Genomic DNA, 17,617 nt, shown 5'->3' on the forward strand with positions numbered 1-17,617 from the left:
GATGAAGGAGTTGAAGGATGCGCTTGCAGAGCGGTGTTCCGGCAATTAACACAACAGAACCGATTAAAACATTAACCACCCGTCTGGGACTACTGATCCTGACGGCATGCCTGATGATGGGCTGTAACCCCTCCAGCGAGTCACCCGCAGCTGAAACTGAAGCGACAGTAGAATCCAGCTCTGCGCCAGCACCTTCATCGGATGAAATGATTGCAGACCTCGATGCACAGGAGGCCACTGAACTCACTGAAAGCGTCGCGCAGGTCATTGTATACAGCTACCGCCCCGAACAGGTCGTACAACCCTTGCTGGATGGTTTCACTGCCGAAACCGGCATTGAAACACAACTGAAAGTCTATCCCGGCGATAGCTTGCTGGCACATTACCATCAGTCGCCCGACACGGCGGAAGCCGATCTGCTGATATTGGTAGATGCCATGCGCTTCCAGATTCTGGCCGATGCCAATATTCTCCGTCCCCTGCCACATGCCGCACTGGAGCAAATTCCCGAAGGCTTTAAAGCCAGGAATGATCTATGGCTTGGACTGGGTGTCAGAGCACGTGCAGCACTCTGGAAAGACGCGCAGTTTGCACCCACCGGACCGGCGGACCTGATCCCGCTGGCAGAGCAGGGCCGAGTCTGTGTACGTGAAGGTATGCATATCTATAACCGCAGCTTTCTCGGTTGGTTAATCGCAACTGACAGTGAAAGCACGGCGCAGGAGTGGGCGGCTGCCATCTACCCTCAGCGGGCAACCATTGCCGGAGGTGATCGGGCACAGATTGCAGCACTCATGGAAGGTCACTGCGATGTCGCCCTGATCAACCATTACTATCTGGCCATGCTGGCACATCAGGATCCAGAGCTGTTGAACAGTCTGACATTCGGCTGGCAGGACCCCGATACACCTGTACAAACCAATATCTCCGGCATTGCCGTCACCCAACAGGGCGCAAATGCAGCTGCTGCCGACCAACTGGCTATCTGGTTGAGTCGTCCGGAAAATGCCCAGCGTTATGCCGCCAGCGTCTTTGAATTACCGGTCAACTGGCAAACTCAACCGGAAGCCATCGCACCTCATGTCGCAGTATTCAGCCATTTGCAGCCATCGTCTGTATACCCTGCAGACTTTGCCGACCAGTGGCAGACAGCCAGCGAACTTCTGGATACTGTTCTGAGCAGTGTGGATAACCCGACGACACCATGATGCTGAAGGAACCTCAGGCTCGCGATGCTCTGGGCTTGCTTTACAGCCAGAACCGGCAATGGCTGCTGGGCTGGCTGTGCAAGCGTCTGGGCTGCAGCCAACGCGCCGCCGATCTGCTCCAGGACACCTTTATACGTTTGCTGAAACGTGACGAGTGGCAGGAAGCACAGGAGCCTCGCGCCTATCTGATGACCGTCGCAAAGCGCGTACTGATCGACCATTGGCGACGTGAACGGATAGAACAGGCTTACCTTGATGCGCTCTTGCAGTTGCCTGAGGCCGAAGCACCATCCCCTGAAACACAGCACCAATTACTGGAATTGCTACTGGAAATTGATCGACGGCTGGAGGGACTTCCCGATCTGACACGTCGGACTTTTCTGCATGCCCAACTGGATGGCATGACCTATGCCGAGATTGCCCAGACCCTGAATATTTCCATCAGTAGCGTCAAGCGCCACCTGATTCGCGCCACCAGCCGCTGTTATTTCCCGGATCTGACAGGCGAATAATGACTCAACCACCTCCACACACGATTCCTGAAAGCGTTGCACGTGATGCAGTAGCCCTCCTGCTGGATTGGCAGATGCAGGCAGAACCTGACAGCTGGGAACGTATTCGTCGCTGGCGTGCACAACATCCAGACCATGAGCGCGCCTGGAGACAGATTGAAGCCACACAGCAACAGCTCTCCGGTCTGTCGGATTCACAACGCCAGCTCGCACATCAGACACTGCGCCAGTCCAAATACGGCCGCCGACGCACATTAAAAATGCTCAGCCTGCTCTGTATCGGTGTCGGTGCAGGCTGGTCCGTCAGCCAGCCTGCACTTCTGAATCCAGGCCAGGATCAGCACCATACAGGCATAGGTGAGCAGCTGGATATCACCCTGCCGGATGGAGGCATGCTGACCCTCAACAGCCGTAGCGCCGTGCGACTGCGCTATACAGCAGAGTTAACCGAGTTGCATCTGCTACAGGGTGAAGTGTTTGTATACACCGGCACCGAGACAAGACGAGCTATGCAAGTCACGACCGCCCAGGGTGTGCTCACCCCCCTGGGCACCGCATTTAATGTACATCAGCAAGATCACAGTACCGAAGTCGCCGTAGTGGCCGGGCAAGTCATGCTGATGCAAGGTCCAGTCTCTGAGCCTCATCTGATCACGACTGGCGAAGTCTTACGCTTCTCAAACAGTGAGCTGCTGCTACAACGGCCATTAGTGGCAGCCGACACCGCCTGGCGGCAAGGGATGTTAATTGCAGATAACCAGCCACTGCCCGCGTTCATTCGGGAACTGGATCGCTATCATCATGGTGTGATTCGGATCGATCCGGCACTGAGCAGCCTGCGTGTGTCCGGCAGCTACCCGATTGAGGATACACAACGCGTGCTCCAGAGCCTCAGCCACAGCCTGCCCATCACTCTGGAACAGCGCTCACGCTACTGGATCTCACTGCGCCCTGACAGCCAGGGGAATTATAATTAATCTAAGTCAACTAAATAATGTACTGAGAGACCTAAGCCAAGCACTCAACTCTCCCGGATAACAACAATGCTCTATTACCAGATCCGATGGCCTACATGTCGATTACTTATTCGGCAAATGAAAGTGGATAAAACTGCAACTAACGCCAGCTTGGACCTGGGCTCATAACACGAATAAGCATCCCTACTGAGTGACTACGAAACCTTGCCCTGTCGGTTCCAGCAGCCTCATCGAGAGTCAAAATCAGTGCAGTGCCAGGTCCTATTCCATGATAAAATTCCATACCAGCTGCTGTTGCATATTCAATTTCAACATCAAAAGTTGACTGAGTTTGTGATTCATTGAAATATGTCACAGCGTAAGCTCGACTACCGATAATTGAAGCCACTTCGACCCAAGGCCCCCACACAAGAGGAGGAGCCCATGCATATTGGATAAAGTATGATTGCACCACAGGTGCAGAACTTCCTTTCGATAAGGCGCTTTCGCTCAGAGTATTATAAATCTCAGATGCAAGTTTTGGATCTTTGAAATTTATTTGGAGTCCAGCAGTAGGATCAATTTCGTTGGATAATAGAGTGGGAGGCACTATTATATTTTCACCATAGAGTATGGATAAATTATAACCTTCGTTTGAGAGAATCTTTTCGTATAGCTCTTTTGCGCAAGCATTACTATCTTCAATATTAAAAATGATAGATAAAATGCCATCTTTGTCTGATTCTAGAGAAATATTACGCACGCACTTAGAGTCTAGAGTAAACTCCCCGTGTTCGTCACTAATAAATTTAATCAAATTAGTATTCATATTTAATTCCTTTTATTTAATTTCATACAAACATTAGAAACACCGCTCAGAACATAATCAGAAAGCGATGAATATGTGGGGTAATTGATCCACACCAAAGACAGCCTGACTAAGGACTCCGATGCTAGCAGAAAAACACAGAAATGCAAAGGCTAATGCTAACTATTCTCAATAGTATAGAATGAATAGGAATATTGACTTTTTATGCGAATTAATCCTAGAGCTAAGTGTGGATCCAGACCATTTAGCACACCAGATGTGAGATTGGAGCCATCCAGCGATAGCTGAGGTCATAACAAGCACTTGCTAGTCTTCTCCCCACTTTCATCGAAAACAACAAAAAAACTGGACTGATTTTCATTCTTAACCGTCAAGGTAGGTAAATGACGTTTTATTGAGGATGTATTTATGTCACTCAACCCTAGCAGGTTAAAGCCTTTACCCGGATTGTTGCTGATCAGCACACTGGGACTCTGCACTACCTTCCACGCACTGGCGGAATCCGTCAATCCTGTCAGCACCCCGCTTCAGCTGAATATTGCAGCGGGTGAGCTGAGTCAGGCACTCAACGCGCTCGGACAGCAAACCGGCATATTGTTGTCCTACTCACCAGATCTGGTGGACGGGCTTTCCAGCCAGGGGCTGTCAGGCCAATACACCGTGATGCAAGGGCTCAGCCAGTTACTGTCTGGTACCGGACTGCAAGTCGAACATCTGGCCAATGGTGGTTTTCTGATTCGCAGTCAAGCCAGTGACAATGATGATCAGGCCACCGCCCTGCCACTGATGCAGGTTGAAGGAGCCGCTGCCGGTTATGGTTATGCTGCCATTGAAAGCGGCGAAATGCGTAACGCGGTGCGGGGTGATCTGGCCGAAACCCTGAGCATTATTCCGTCGGTCCGAGTGGCTGACAAGAGCAGCTCCAGCCTGCAACAGGGTGATATCAAACCAGCGGAGCTTTCCATTCGTGGTGCTGCCCCGTATCAGAACAAGCTGATGCTGGACGGTGCGTCTATCGACAATCTGATGGACCCGGCACAGCGTGAAAACCCCAGTAACTACACCAGTGTCGCCGGACATTCACAGGGTATTTTTCTCAATACCGACTTTCTCAGCCAGGTCGAAGTCATTGATGTCAACGCCTCGGCCAGTGAAGGTGGCTTCAGCGGCGGAGTGATCAAGGCTGAAACCAAGTCCTATGACGGCGAGAGCTTCTTCCAGATTAGCCACCGGCGTACCCGTGACAGCTGGACCAACTTTCATATCGATCCGGCACAACTGGGTGAGTTTGGTGATGGTGCTGCCCAGGCAGTTACGGGTGTCCCAGGTGACTTTCAGCCCAACTTCCGCAAGGATCAGATGAGCCTTCAGGGTGCCACGCGCATCGGGGATATCGGCATTTTTGCCGGGCTGGATGAACAAACTTCACGCATCTGGCAAAAACAGGTGGTGGATATAGATTTCGAACATTTTGCCCAGACAGGTCGTATTTTCAAACCCAGTGAAGAACGTTCACTGGATACCTACTCCCGCTCGGGCGTACTGCGCCTGGATATGCTGGAGCAGGATTACCTGCTCAATGCTTCTCTCTCCTTCAGTGAATATGACCAGGATACCTTCTTTATTAACTTCCTGGATTCAGACTTCGACAGTCGGCACCAGGGGTTGAATCTGAGCGTCAATTACGGCCAGCACTTCGGCGATACGCGACTTGACCTGAATGTCAGCGCCGGTATCAGCTCAGATGAGCGTTACTTTAAACATGATGTGCTGGATCAGTACCGATACACCACCATCTATCAGGGCGGTTTCATCGGTGGCTATGGCGATCTGGAAAGCGAACAGCGTACGCTGGCATCCACCCTAAAACTCAGTACCCCGCTGAACGACACACTCACCTTTGATTATGGCGGTGAACTGCGCTGGCTCAACTTCCGTCAAAATCGCCTCAATGATTTTACCTACAACGAATATACGCTTGACTTCACGCAACCTCTGCCGCCACAAAGTGGACTGGGATCCTGGTCGCCCGCGGATCAATACCATGCACGGGAAGTGATCTACCAGGCGGGAGAAATCAAGTTTAACACCCTCAATGCCGCCGCGTTTACTGAACTGAATGGCGATCACCAGCGCTTTTTCTGGCGCACAGGCCTGCGTCTGGAGCGTGATGACTGGCTGGGTAATACCAATCTGGCACCGCGTTTAAGTGCCGGTATCTATCTGGATGCAGCCAAGCGTTACCGTATTACCGCTGGTGCCAACCGCTATTACGGCAAATCCTTTCTGGCCTATCGTCTCAGAGAGCTGGAACGCGATCTGATTGTGATACGCTCACGCACGTCACCCACTGCCGAATATCAGTCCGTTGATGTGAGTCGCGACTGGTTCTATCAGGATCTTGACACCCCTTATGATGATGAACTGAATCTGGGTATCAGTGGCCCCCTGATGTCAGGTGAAGCCGGACTGATGCTGGTGGAACGAAAGGGCGAGCGCCAGGTACGGACCCGTTATAATGCAGATACTGACATGTACTGGTTTGACAACTCAGGTTCCAGCCGTACCCATCAGGTCGACCTCTACTGGCGCTCAACCCCGGCTGAATGGCTGGGTGCCTACTGGGCCATCAACACCTCCGCGTCCTGGATGGACAAGCAAACAGATACCACCTATGGCAACAGCTCGTCTGGCTATCTGTCCAACAGCAACAGTGCGGATGACGAGGTCTGGTTTGAAGGTAAGCGCATTCTCAAACGCGACCTGCCAGCCAATGATTTTGCTACCCCTGTCAGTATCAATGTGGATTTGATCACCCGCAGTGGTGATGACCGCCTTCAGTTACGCAATGCGTTTGCCTTTACCAATGGCTATCGCTCACTGCGAAATATCGGCATAGATACCGATACTGGCTTGAGACAATACGAAGTGCATAAACAGGGCAGCACGCTGCGCTGGGACATGAGTATCGATTTCCGTCTGCTGGAATCCAGGAACTCCCCCTACCTGCGTCTGGATATCGTCAATGTGACCGATAACGAGAACGTGATCAGTGCCGAATCCAACTTGCAGCTGTTTGGTGTCGGTCGCCAGTACTGGCTGGAGCTGGGTTACAGATTCTAGGAGGGGAAATGTTGCTGCAACGGCTCACATTCATCTGCATCGGGACACTGCTGTCACTTGGCGTCAGCTCAGCTGACAGTGATCCACTTGTTGCTGCGTACCGGCAACCACAACATGCCTGGCCAGCCGCAGAAACAGATCCGGGTATTGAGGCAGCGGCACTGGCGCCGCTGCCAGATCCAAGCAGTTTGCCGGCCTGGCAAGATGTCACAGCCGAACGCATTCGACTGGGGCTGCAACTTTTCTTTGAACGGCGTTTATCTGCTTCACACCAGATCGCCTGTGCCTCCTGCCATGATCCAGAACTGGGGTGGGCCGATGGACGACGCGTGTCCATCGGCCATAACCGTCAGAAGGGCGACATGAATGCCCCCAGCATCGTCAACAGCATTTTTCTGCATGAGGTGTTCTGGGACGGTCGTGCCGCCAGCCTGGAGGAGCAGGTCATTGCCAGCTGGACAAACCCTATTGAGATGGCAGGAGATCTGGATGAATCGGTACAGCAGATTGCATCCATTTCCGGCTATGCACCCCTGTTTGAAGCCGCATACGGTGACACAGAGATCAATGCCGATCGCATCGCTGAAGCGATTGCCACCTTTATGCGCAGCGTGAATATGACCCGGACACCCTATGACCGCTTTCTCCAGGGAGACTATGACGCACTGAATGATGCCCAGATACGTGGGCTACACCTGTTTCGTACCAAAGCCCGCTGCATGAACTGTCACCAGGGTGCACTGCTGAGTGATCAGCAGTACCACCATTTAGGCACATCATTTGAGCAGGTTGGCAACTTTCAGGGGCGCTATCGGGTGAGCCAGAAATCCGACGATATGGGAGCCTTTCGTACCCCGCCATTGCGAGGTATCAGCGCCACCGCACCCTACATGCACAATGGTTTTGCTGCTGATCTGGAACTACTGCTATCGTTATACAATATCGGCTGGTGGCAGAATGCCCCGCTACCCGATAAAGATCCCGATCTGCCACTGGCACAGTTGTCGCCACTGATCCAGCCACTGGAACTCTCACCTGATGAGTTGGACGATCTGCATGCCTTTCTGCTTTCACTAACCGGGCTCATGCCTTACATGCGACCACCCGCCGAGCTGCCCTGATCCAAAGCAGAGAGTGTCGCCATCCAAACCTGATTTAATCGTAAATTCAGCAGGCCGTCATTTGAACTGCTCGACATTGGTGCTTATGCTTGGTAGTTTCAGGAAATAAAAATTAACAGGAGTAAAGCCCCCCTGCGATATAACGGCATCCGTGCCGTCATCAAGCCATCCAATCGAGCACGTGACAGGAGGTGACCGGGTGAAACTGGCCTTTACCAAAAAAGAATACCTCCAGCGGGTCAATAAGGTCCGCCGAGAGATGCGTCTGCGCAAAGTCGATATTCTGATTGCGACTGATCCTGGCAACATGAACTGGCTGACCGGTTATGACGGCTGGTCCTTTTATGTCCATCAAGGCGTTATCGTACATGTCGATCATGAAGAACCAATCTGGTTCGGACGGCGCATGGACGAGAATGCGGCACTGCTGCGCTGCTTCATGAAAAAACAGAATCTGATCAGCTACCCGGAAGAGTATGTGCAGAATCTGGAAAAGCACCCGATGACCTGGATCGCAGAGAATATCTTTATCGAAAAAGGCTGGCGTGGTGCCACCATTGCCACCGAAATGGACAACTACTATTACACAGCAGACGCCCATCGCTCACTGCGGCTCGCCCTGCCCGAAGCCCGCTTTGTCGACAGCCACAATCTGGTGAACTGGTGCCGGGCGATCAAATCGGCCAAGGAAATCGAGTTCATGCGCATTGCCGGGCGGATCACCTCCAAGATCCATCAGCGTATTCTCGATGTCGCACGGGTAGGTGTCCCCAAAAGTTTTGTGGTGTCTCAAATCTACGAGACCGCTATTGCGGGCGTGGACGGCTACAGTGGCGACTACCCTTCGATTGTCCCCCTGCTGCCCTCCGGCAAAGAAGCATCCGCGTCGCACATCACCTGGGATGAGCGTCCCTTTAAGGCCAATGAAGGCACTTTTTTCGAAATTTCCGGCTGCTATAAACGCTATCACGCCCCCATGTCCCGTACCCTGTATATGGGCAAACCCAGCCAGCGTTTTCTGAATGCTGAAAAAGCCTTGCTGGAAGCCATCGATGCAGGTCTGGAACAGGCCAAACCCGGTAACCGCACCGGTGATATTGCCCGTGCACTGGACAAGGTCATGGAGAAGTATGGCATTGACCGACAGGGTGCCCGCTGCGGCTACCCGGTGGGTGTCAGTTACCCGCCGGACTGGGGTGAGCGAACCTCCAGCCTGCGTGCATCGGATGAAACCGAGCTAAAACCCGGCATGACCTTCCATTTTATGCCGGGTATCTGGCAAGAAGACTGGGGGATCGAAATTACCGAAAGTATTCTGATTACCGACAGCGGTGTCGAAACACTGTGTAACTTTCCACGCCAACTCTTCGTCAAGTAACCTCGTGCCACCTTGGGAAATCCTGTCGTCCCGCCAAGGTGGCAAGCCTGACACCTGATCAGCTATGATTAGCCTGAATCTTTGTCAATCTGGAATCGAGCGATCAGATGCATCTGGCGTTACCCAACGAGGTCAAACAGCAGCTAGTCTTCCTGCTGGCAGAGGTGCGAACCCAACTCCAGAATCTGATTCTGCTACTGGATTCACCCTCGGCCACCCTGACGCGCGCCATTACCGAGCGCAGCGGACACAGCTATAACCTCAAACAGCGCACCCATATTCGCTGCCTGAAAGCCTTCAGCGACACCGAGCGCTTTGATGCACAATCGCTCAAGGCTGCCGGTGACATGGCCGACGAGCTGGAGCGCATCACCAGCCTCTGCCGTGATGCCGCACGCGAACTGCAGCACCTGAAGCATCGCAAGATGCTGCAGCAGCACCGCTATGACAAGCGCTTGCGCCAGATTGACAAGGCACTGCATCTGATTGAGGGCATACTGGCCTCCAACGATACCCATAAAGCATTGGAAATAGGCCGGGTACAACGCAAGCTGGCACGTTTTTACAAAAAAACCCGTGCATCTCATCTTCAGGCACTGAAGCAACACAAGCAAACTGAAGCCCTGATCAGCAGCCTGTTTCTGGCACGACACCTTCTCGACATGGGCTCAGCCCTGCTAAACATCAGTGAATCATTACTGGCCGTACTGCTCGGTCAGCCCATGAACATGAAACAATTCCTGTCCCTGCAAGCCATGGTATCCAGCATGGGGCATGGTGAATGGGATAATCTGACCCTGGAAACCATTGCCGAAACCCGTTCCGGCAGTGCCATTTCAGCCATCTCCCAGGATGATGATCAGTTTATCGGGGTGCTGAAAGAAGGTGCGATCCGTAAGGTACAGGAAGAGCGACGGGGGCTGGAGCGCTGGAACGAAATCATTCCCGGTATCGCGCCACAAATTCTGTCACAGCACCATAAAGGCAGCTCGGGAGCGCTGATTATTGAGCACTTGCCTGGCAAAACCCTGGAACAGCTCATTCTGGCTCAGGACCAGCAGCCTCTGGAACAGGCAATCGCGCTGATGTGTGAAATGCTGCCCACCATCTGGCACTCGACGCGTCGCAAACAGAAAGTCTCAGCGCATTATATTCAACAACTGCGCAAGCGCCTGCCAGCAGTCCTGAACATCCATCCCGGATTTGATGCTACCAACACCCAGATTGGCGAGATCAAGCGTCCGGCCTTGCATCAGCTTCTGAATCAGGCTGAGGCTCTGGATGAACGACTGACAGCACCCTTTGCCGTTTATATTCATGGTGACTTTAATCTCGACAACATCCTCTATGAAAGGGAAAAACATCAGCTGCGCTTTATAGATCTGCACCGCTCCGGCTATATGGACTATGTGCAGGATGTCTCGGTCTTCATTGTCTCCGGCCTGCGCCTTCCGTTGTTCGATCAGGATTCCCGGCAAATGATCGCCACCCTGTCTACGCAGCTCTACGACACAACAGCCGAGTTCGCCGCTCAACACAAGGACCTGTACTTCAATCAGCGCATGACCCTGGGTTTAGCACGCAGCCTGATCACGTCGACACGCTTTATTCTGGATGAAAGTCACGCCAAATCCCTGTTTGAGCGTGGTTTTTATCTGCTGGAACACTTGATTAAACATCAGGATAGCAAAGACTATCCATTGCCCCTCAAGGAAATACTGAATGTCTGAGCCGCGTATCGCCGTTATTGGCAATCCCGGTAAGTGGTCCACAGAAGTGCTCGCGGATGCACTGGAGCAACGCACCGGTTTTCGGCTGGTTGCTGACTTGTCGCATACAGCACTGGATCTGAGCTGTGGAAAACTCTGGTTTGACGGGCACAACCTCTGTGAGCTGGACGGTATCATTGTGCGCAAAGTGGGTACTGACTATAGTCCGGTCAGTATTGAGAGACTGGAGATGTTACGTGTCGCCGAACAGGCAGGCGTGCGTGTTTTCAGCCCGGCCACTCAACTGATCCGCTTGCTGGATCGACTGGCCTGTACTGTGACACTGCATAATCATCAGATACCCATGCCCCCGACACTGGTCACTGAGTCTATCGACACCGCGATTGCGCAGATACAGCAATGGGGATCCGCCGTGCTGAAGCCATTGTTTTCGACCAAAGCCCGTGGCATGCAAATCCTGCATGCCGATCAGGGCAACAAAGTACTGGAAACTGAACTGGTACGCTATAAAACCCGCCACCCGTTGCTCTATCTGCAACAGCGTATCGATCTGCAGGGAGCCGATATGGGACTGGTATTTATTCAGGGTGTCTACCAAGGGGCCTATGCCCGAATCGCAGGCAAAAAATCCTGGAACACCACCATTCACAGTGGCGGGCGTTACGCACCTTGTGAACCGGATGCAGCAACCCTGGACATCGCCCAGCGTGCACAAGCCGCTTTCGGACTCGACTACGCCACTGTAGACGTAGCACTCAGTGACACCGGCCCCGTGGTATTTGAAGTCTCGGCACTGGGCGGGTTCAAAGGTGCGCATACCGGCAGCGGCATTGATCTGGCTGCCCGGCTGGCCGACTATGCACTGGCAGAGCTGAGGCACTAACCGGATGTCAGCCACCCCGCCCCCTTTACCCGACTATCGGGGACGCGAATGGCTCAGCGCACAGTTGCCTGAGCAAACCTGTCTCTGGCTGGACCATCACCCCCATGGCTGGCGCCTGGACGGTGAAGCAGATCCAGCGCTCGCCAGCGAGCTTAGTCAATTGGCTGATCCCGATCTCTGGCAGTGGCCGGAGCGGCTGGTGGTTTTTATCACCGATCTGCACGCCGACGCCGAAGCACTGTCAGCGTCACTGGTCGCAACCGGACTGTTCGCCCGGCAGGGGCCGGAGCCGGAAAATCTCAGACCGGTCGACACCGCACCTGACTTTGAAATCATTATTGGTGGTGACTGTCTGGACAAAGGCCCTGCCAACCTGCCGTTGTTACGCCTGATCCATCAGTTGATTGAGACTTGGCATATTCCCCTGACGCTGCTCAGTGGTAACCATGATCTGCGGCTGCAACTGGCAATACAAACACTGGAGCGTCCTGATTGTGCACGTAATGGTCACTTTCTGTTACGTCTGGGCAGTAAAATCATGCCCTTCTGCGTGGAACTTCTGAGTGAGTACCCACTGACAACACAAGAGCTGAACAATCTGCCATCAGAGTCTCAATGCCGTGAACGATTACTGCCGTCAGCACACTGGCCGGCCCGGTTTCGTGAAGCCGCAACCAGCCATCTCACTGCCGCCCAGATTGAACTGGAACTGCAACGCCTGGATGCACGCAAACAGCGTTTTTTCAAAGCCGCCGAGGATGCCAGCCTCACCCTGCAACAGGTCTATGCCGCTCTGCAACGCTGGCAGCAGCTTTTTCTTCAGCCAGAGGGCGAATTTCGCTGGTTTATTCAACGCCAGCAACTGCTCTGCCAACGCGGCAGCTTCCTGTTTGTGCATGCTGGCTGTGATGATCAGATGGCACAGCGCCTGGTTCAGGAAGGGACAGATCAACTCAACACAGCCTTCCAGGCTGCACGTCAAGACGAAGCCTTCCCGCTCTATTTTGGTCCGCTGGGCAATATGCTGCGCACCAAGTATCGCCGTCAGGACCCGCCACTAACACCCGACAGTCGAGTACATCTGCATCAGGCCGGCATCCATGCACTGGTACACGGACATCGCAACTTGCATCATGGACAACGCATCACTTTTCGCGCGAATATGATACATTTTGAATGTGATGCCACTTTGAACCAGGTTTCGCGCTGGCAAGAAGGCTTGGTGGGCCAGGGGGCCGCTGCAACCCTGTTCTATCCGCAAGGCTGGGTTGTAGGCATCAGCAGTGACTATACGGCAGCCAAATACTTTACGCCGCAGCACCTGCAGAGCGTGGCAACCCGATTGTAAACTGACGCCACAACACGAGGCCGGATATGAGTAAAAAGCGATCTTTCCATCACGAATCGTTACAAGAACCTGATCAGATCAGTGGAATTCTCAGTGCCCTGATTGAAGGCTTCGAAAAGGGCTCAATCAAACTTGATGATGGCAGCGGTAAAATCAAGTTGAAACCTGAAGGACTGCTCAACCTGGACCTGCTTGCCAGCAAAGAGTCAGGATTGAATCGTTTGTGTATCAAAATCAGCTGGCGTGACCAATGTACGAAAAAGAATGCAGAGAACACCCCTCCACTGAAAATATCCGGTAGCTGACCCGTCAGATTGCGGTTGCACTTCCTTACACTTTAAATGATAATGATTGGCGTTTGCATAAAAGACGCCCATCAGGCTATCAAGGAGTGTGTTTCATGTCAGCCGACTCAACCCTGCAAACCCAAGTACTTGGCGAGCTTTATGTGGCCCACCATGACTGGCTGTCACGTTTCATTCAACGCCGTATCGGCTGTCCACATACCACCGCAGACCTGATTCAGGACACCTACCTGCGCCTGCTGGCCAATGGTCGACTGCCAGAGCAGCAAGATGCACGCCGCTTTCTGACGCATGTCAGCAAAGGGCTGGTGATTGACCTCTATCGTCGTCAACGCATTGAAGAAGCCTACCTGACCTACCTGAAAAACCAGCCGGAACACCTGGCTTCATCCCCGGAAGACCAGTTGCAAATGATTCAGGTACTGACCGAAATCGATGCCATGTTGCACCGCTTACCGGAGAAAGTGCGCCAGACACTGCTGTTGCGCCAACTCGAAGGTCTGAGCTACAAAGCCATTGCCGAACGCCTGGGTGTCTCGGTTTCATCTGTCGAAAAGTATATGGTCAAGGCCTTACAGGCCTGCCTGGCACTGGACCCGGCAGGCGACTAGCGTCAGAAGCGTCGTTCCAGCTTCAGGCTCACCTGATTACGGTCATGGCTGTAAAGCCAGTCGACATTGCTGCGAATTTTTCGGTGGCGAAGCGTTAGCACGGGTTCAAAACCGGCAACCTGCAATGTTGGTGCACGCAGTATCAGTGTTACACTCTGCTCATCATCACTGCGTCTTTCACCCAGCACAGCACTAAATGCCTGATGCCGCCGCTCGCGATGCGACAACAATAACGTTGTGTGCAGATGCTGATTCAAAGCGCCAGCCATACCCAGACGCAAGCCCGGTTGCTGATACGCCAGGGTTTCATCCTCCGCATCACGGTACTGCCAGTCCAGACCGGTAAATGCCGTCCAGTTATTGGGCAACACCTGCCAAACCGTCGCATGTACAGCATGAGAAGGGCCGTTGTAACGATCAAACCGGTCATCCTGATAGCGCAACTGCCGTGAACTACCCTCCAGCTTAAAAACACGCCGGGGATTCAGGTGATACATCCATTCGGCATGCACACCCCAGGCATCATGCAGCACTTTGTCACCCTGAGCGGTCAATTCAACGACAGGTGCCAGTCGAAACTGGTGACGCTGATCCTGATAACGATAGCCTGACTGCAGATTCAACGTACTCTCATTATACTCACGCGTTTCGTCATAGGATTGCCCATACCAGAGCGCACGCACATACATGCCATGATGCCCTGACAAGCTGAACTGACGATTCAGGCTAAACTCATAATCCACACCGGTCGCAGCCAGCGCATCCGGCACTTTACGTTCGTAATAACACTGACCGTTAAGCTCCAGCAGACAGGTACGGCTACCCGATGACTGATTCAGGTTGTCATTCCAGATAGGTCCAAAAGCCACCGATCCTTGCCAGGCATGGCGCTGATCCAACGCCTGCAAAAAATTCTGTACAGTACGGCGTACACCCGTCTGACGCTCATCGAGCGGGTCCAACTGTGCCGCAATCTGCTCAAATGATTGATAGGCTTCAGGGTTCTTATGATTTTCGAACAACACCCGCGCCAACTCCAGCTGCCCTGGCAGGAAGCCCGGTTGCAAAAGCAGCAATTGTCGGAAAAATGCTTCGGCACCGCGTAAATCACCCTGCACCCGAGCCAGGGAGCCTTGTGCGAAGGCCAACAGCATCGGATCAGCATCCTCCAGTGCGGCATAGCGCTGCAGAAAATACACCACCGCAGACCACTGACGTTGCTGTAGCGCCACATAGAGTGCTCGCCCGAGATCATCAACATTATCCCCAACAGGATACGCGCGGCCTTCAATAATCAGCTGTGGCTGCCCGGCAGGCTGATAGTCTTCATCAGCCAGTAAGCGCCGCTCCAGCGTTTCAGCCTGCTGATCCAGACTCTGTTGCAAACGCAGCTGCACATCAGCATCCTGCGCAGCCAGAGGCATCGCCAACAGCAACAAGACAGTCCATAAACCACCCACCTGCCAGCGTGTTATGTGTAGATTAAACATGCAAGATTCCACCAGAAAAGCAGAAACCGGGCAGCGCGTCCGCCACCCGGTCAAGGGACACTAGAGCGCGTCAGATCAGCTCAGTCCTGAGAACCACCGAAAGCTGTGTCATACTGAGTACCGGCAAAATCAACCAGGCCGGCCAGACTGGAGTGGCCATTGTAGAATTGGCCGGAGACAGCGCCGTTGGTCTCCATCGTAACTCCAAACTCTACTGCCGTTGCATTAGCGCCAGAAATGCTCGCATCAGTGTTGATATTAGCTGTACCAAGATCGATGGTTAATCCATTACTGTTGGAAATACTTCCAGTCAGAGTGCTTGTACCAAAATTGGCGGTAAGAGTACCATTCAGCAGGCTGTTTACATTGCCATCGTAGTTGTTAATACCAACTACGTTGTAAGTTGCACTGCCGGAGCTGGGTACAGAAGTATCTGCATCAGCACCAGAGTAATAGACAGTACGGGTACTGTTGTCGGTACTTTCAGACCACTCACCAAACCAAACATCATCACTGCCAACCTGGGCAAAGTTGAACGCCCCCATACCCCCATGGCCACCGCCACCCAGCGAATATACGTCATTGGCAAATGAGGAGTAGCCAGTCAAGCCCACAAAATCGACCGCCAGGTTAATATTGATTGAAGCCGCTGCAATACCAGCCAGACCTGCCGTATGTGGCCCACCATTAACCTGAGATTCCCCGGCAACAATCTGGTTCGTATTGCTGGAACCACCGACAACCGCCGCCTGTGCTTGACCGACCAGTGAAAATGCCGCCATTGCGACCAGCAGTGAAGATGCAATTACTTGTTTTTTCATGGTATAGCTCCTTGATATATTGATTTTCCATCATGAAACACATCCGTGTGCTGATGGCTGTTACCAGCCATCCTCCCTGTTAACTGGCCGTTAAAAACGCCCCGTCAAACTCAGCTTCAGGGTCCGACCTGGGGCCGCTACCGGTGAGCGGGTGGTCGGATCCACGTAATAAAGATCAGTCAGGTTGGTACCCACCAACTCCACAGAAAGGTTGTCGTTGATCTTGTAATGGGCATAGGCATCCACCAACAGGGTTTCATCCCAACTGAAGGGTGTATTGGCAAAATAGATAAAGCCGTAGCTACCATCCTCAAGCCGTCCGGCATAACGGGTATAGTTTTCCAGATCACTGTTTTTATAGGCCTTATGCCAAGTAAAGCGACTGCCCAATTCCAGTTTACGATTCAGAAAGCGGCCACCCAGCGTCCAGTTGATCGACAGGTCCGGTGCCGCCTGCGCCAGCAAGTAGCCATTCGGATAGCCGTATTTAAAGCAGGAAGGTATGTAATGCGGGATATTCCACCTGCCATTAGAAAGAATAGCCGCCGTATGCTCATCGCAAACCTTGTTCTCCAGGCTGTAATTCAATCCCAGACTGGTGAAAAAACCACCAGTGTCATAACGCCCGTCCAGCTCGATACCGCGTAAAAGCTGACGTTCGATGTTGCGGAAGTTAAAATAATTATCCCGCTCAATCACATCACGGATATCATTGTGGTAGTAGGTCAGTTTCAGATCGGCATACTCTGCCTTGGGAAACCAGGGGGTTAAATCCTGGATATAGGCCAGTTCCCAGTTGCGCGCATGCTCGGGCTTCACCCCCCAGGGGTTCAGGGATGCAGAGAAACCAATGGTGCTTTCAAACATGCTGGGGTAACGCAGCATTTCGGTATAGCGCAGATACATGCGGCTGGTGTCAGTGAGGCGATAGCCAATACCAAAATGCGGTACCCAACCATGATCCTTGCGCTTTTGGGCTTCGGCGGTCATACGTTCATTGACAGAGAGAGCTTGGCAACTGACAACATCATCGCCCTGAATTTCACCATTAAAGCAGGGGTGTGTGGCTCGGCTGTAGTTACCCTCGGCATCTGGGTGCCAGGTACCACCATTATGGTCTTCCCAGACGGATCTTGGTATACCATCAACAACCCTTGAAACAAGAAAATCATACTGTGCTTGTGTTATTTGGCCATTGGCAAATGCTGCATCTATTGGGGCTAAACGAACTGCAACCATTGCGCTGAACTCTTCGTCAGAATAAACATACTCCGTCCGGTAGGTCACGTTGTAATACTGATT

15 protein-coding genes are annotated in these 17,617 nt (G+C 52.8%); 11 read left to right on the forward strand and 4 right to left on the reverse strand.

Annotated features, from left to right (window positions below; genetic code table 11):
- The first annotated feature begins 17 nt into the window (after window positions 1–17).
- The 3 genes from ADINL_RS13835 to ADINL_RS13845 are packed head-to-tail and all read left to right on the forward strand — an operon-like array spanning window position 18 to window position 2,697.
- Window positions 18–1,208 (forward strand): type 2 periplasmic-binding domain-containing protein, encoded by a 1,191-nt coding sequence (locus ADINL_RS13835; RefSeq protein WP_036549335.1) that lies wholly within the window; start codon window positions 18–20, stop codon window positions 1,206–1,208.
- Window positions 1,208–1,720, forward strand: a complete 513-nt coding sequence (locus tag ADINL_RS13840) for a sigma-70 family RNA polymerase sigma factor (RefSeq protein WP_152547691.1) — start codon at window positions 1,208–1,210, stop codon at window positions 1,718–1,720. The genes ADINL_RS13835 and ADINL_RS13840 overlap by 1 nt, the downstream gene beginning before the upstream one ends.
- The gene (locus ADINL_RS13845) at window positions 1,720–2,697 is read left to right on the forward strand and encodes a FecR domain-containing protein (protein WP_036549337.1); all 978 of its coding nucleotides are present in this window, start codon (window positions 1,720–1,722) and stop codon (window positions 2,695–2,697) included. The genes ADINL_RS13840 and ADINL_RS13845 overlap by 1 nt, the downstream gene beginning before the upstream one ends.
- A 139-nt stretch (window positions 2,698–2,836) precedes the next feature.
- Here the strand turns inward: ADINL_RS13845 and ADINL_RS16590 are convergent, their stop codons facing one another.
- Window positions 2,837–3,505, reverse strand: coding sequence for a colicin Z C-terminal domain-related protein (locus ADINL_RS16590; RefSeq protein ID WP_204368257.1), 669 nt, complete (start codon window positions 3,503–3,505; stop codon window positions 2,837–2,839).
- 408 nt (window positions 3,506–3,913) lie between these two features.
- Here ADINL_RS16590 and ADINL_RS13855 point away from each other — a divergent pair, with 408 nt between their 5' ends.
- The 8 genes from ADINL_RS13855 to ADINL_RS13890 all read left to right on the forward strand — a co-directional run bounded on the left by ADINL_RS13855 (window position 3,914) and on the right by ADINL_RS13890 (window position 14,004).
- Complete coding sequence (locus tag ADINL_RS13855; protein WP_036549340.1) at window positions 3,914–6,628, forward strand: TonB-dependent receptor; 2,715 nt, start codon at window positions 3,914–3,916, stop codon at window positions 6,626–6,628.
- An 8-nt stretch (window positions 6,629–6,636) separates the two neighbouring features.
- Entirely contained in the window at window positions 6,637–7,749 is a 1,113-nt protein-coding gene (locus tag ADINL_RS13860) for a cytochrome-c peroxidase (RefSeq protein WP_036549342.1), read from the forward strand.
- A 199-nt stretch (window positions 7,750–7,948) separates the two neighbouring features.
- On the forward strand, window positions 7,949–9,127 hold the full coding sequence (locus ADINL_RS13865; protein WP_084154537.1) for a M24 family metallopeptidase: 1,179 nt from the start codon (window positions 7,949–7,951) through the stop codon (window positions 9,125–9,127).
- 107 nt (window positions 9,128–9,234) lie between these two features.
- Window positions 9,235–10,857 (forward strand): phosphotransferase, encoded by a 1,623-nt coding sequence (locus ADINL_RS13870; protein ID WP_036549346.1) that lies wholly within the window; start codon window positions 9,235–9,237, stop codon window positions 10,855–10,857.
- Complete coding sequence (locus ADINL_RS13875; protein ID WP_036549349.1) at window positions 10,850–11,740, forward strand: GAK system ATP-grasp enzyme; 891 nt, start codon at window positions 10,850–10,852, stop codon at window positions 11,738–11,740. Before ADINL_RS13870 ends, ADINL_RS13875 begins: the two co-directional genes overlap by 8 nt.
- A 4-nt stretch (window positions 11,741–11,744) precedes the next feature.
- Window positions 11,745–13,088 carry a metallophosphoesterase gene (locus tag ADINL_RS13880; RefSeq protein WP_051632848.1) on the forward strand — a complete coding sequence of 448 codons (1,344 nt, stop codon included), beginning with the start codon at window positions 11,745–11,747 and terminating at the stop codon, window positions 13,086–13,088.
- 26 nt (window positions 13,089–13,114) lie between these two features.
- Window positions 13,115–13,393 carry an amphi-Trp domain-containing protein gene (locus ADINL_RS13885; RefSeq protein ID WP_036549351.1) on the forward strand — a complete coding sequence of 93 codons (279 nt, stop codon included), beginning with the start codon at window positions 13,115–13,117 and terminating at the stop codon, window positions 13,391–13,393.
- Window positions 13,394–13,488: 95 nt separating this feature from the next.
- The gene (locus ADINL_RS13890; protein WP_036549354.1) at window positions 13,489–14,004 is read left to right on the forward strand and encodes a sigma-70 family RNA polymerase sigma factor; all 516 of its coding nucleotides are present in this window, start codon (window positions 13,489–13,491) and stop codon (window positions 14,002–14,004) included.
- Between the two features lie 2 nt (window positions 14,005–14,006).
- Here the strand turns inward: ADINL_RS13890 and ADINL_RS13895 are convergent, their stop codons facing one another.
- The 3 genes from ADINL_RS13895 to ADINL_RS13905 all read right to left on the reverse strand — a co-directional run.
- Window positions 14,007–15,494: a surface lipoprotein assembly modifier gene (locus ADINL_RS13895; protein ID WP_084154538.1), complete on the reverse strand. Its 1,488-nt coding sequence runs from the start codon at window positions 15,492–15,494 to the stop codon at window positions 14,007–14,009.
- 80 nt (window positions 15,495–15,574) lie between these two features.
- The gene (locus ADINL_RS13900; RefSeq protein WP_036549357.1) at window positions 15,575–16,315 is read right to left on the reverse strand and encodes a Slam-dependent surface lipoprotein; all 741 of its coding nucleotides are present in this window, start codon (window positions 16,313–16,315) and stop codon (window positions 15,575–15,577) included.
- A gap of 90 nt (window positions 16,316–16,405) precedes the next feature.
- A partial coding sequence (locus ADINL_RS13905) for a TonB-dependent receptor domain-containing protein (protein WP_036549383.1) occupies window positions 16,406–17,617 on the reverse strand: 1,212 nt, incomplete at its 5' end.

Source organism: Nitrincola lacisaponensis, from assembly GCF_000691225.1.
Lineage (GTDB): Bacteria > Pseudomonadota > Gammaproteobacteria > Pseudomonadales > Balneatricaceae > Nitrincola > Nitrincola lacisaponensis.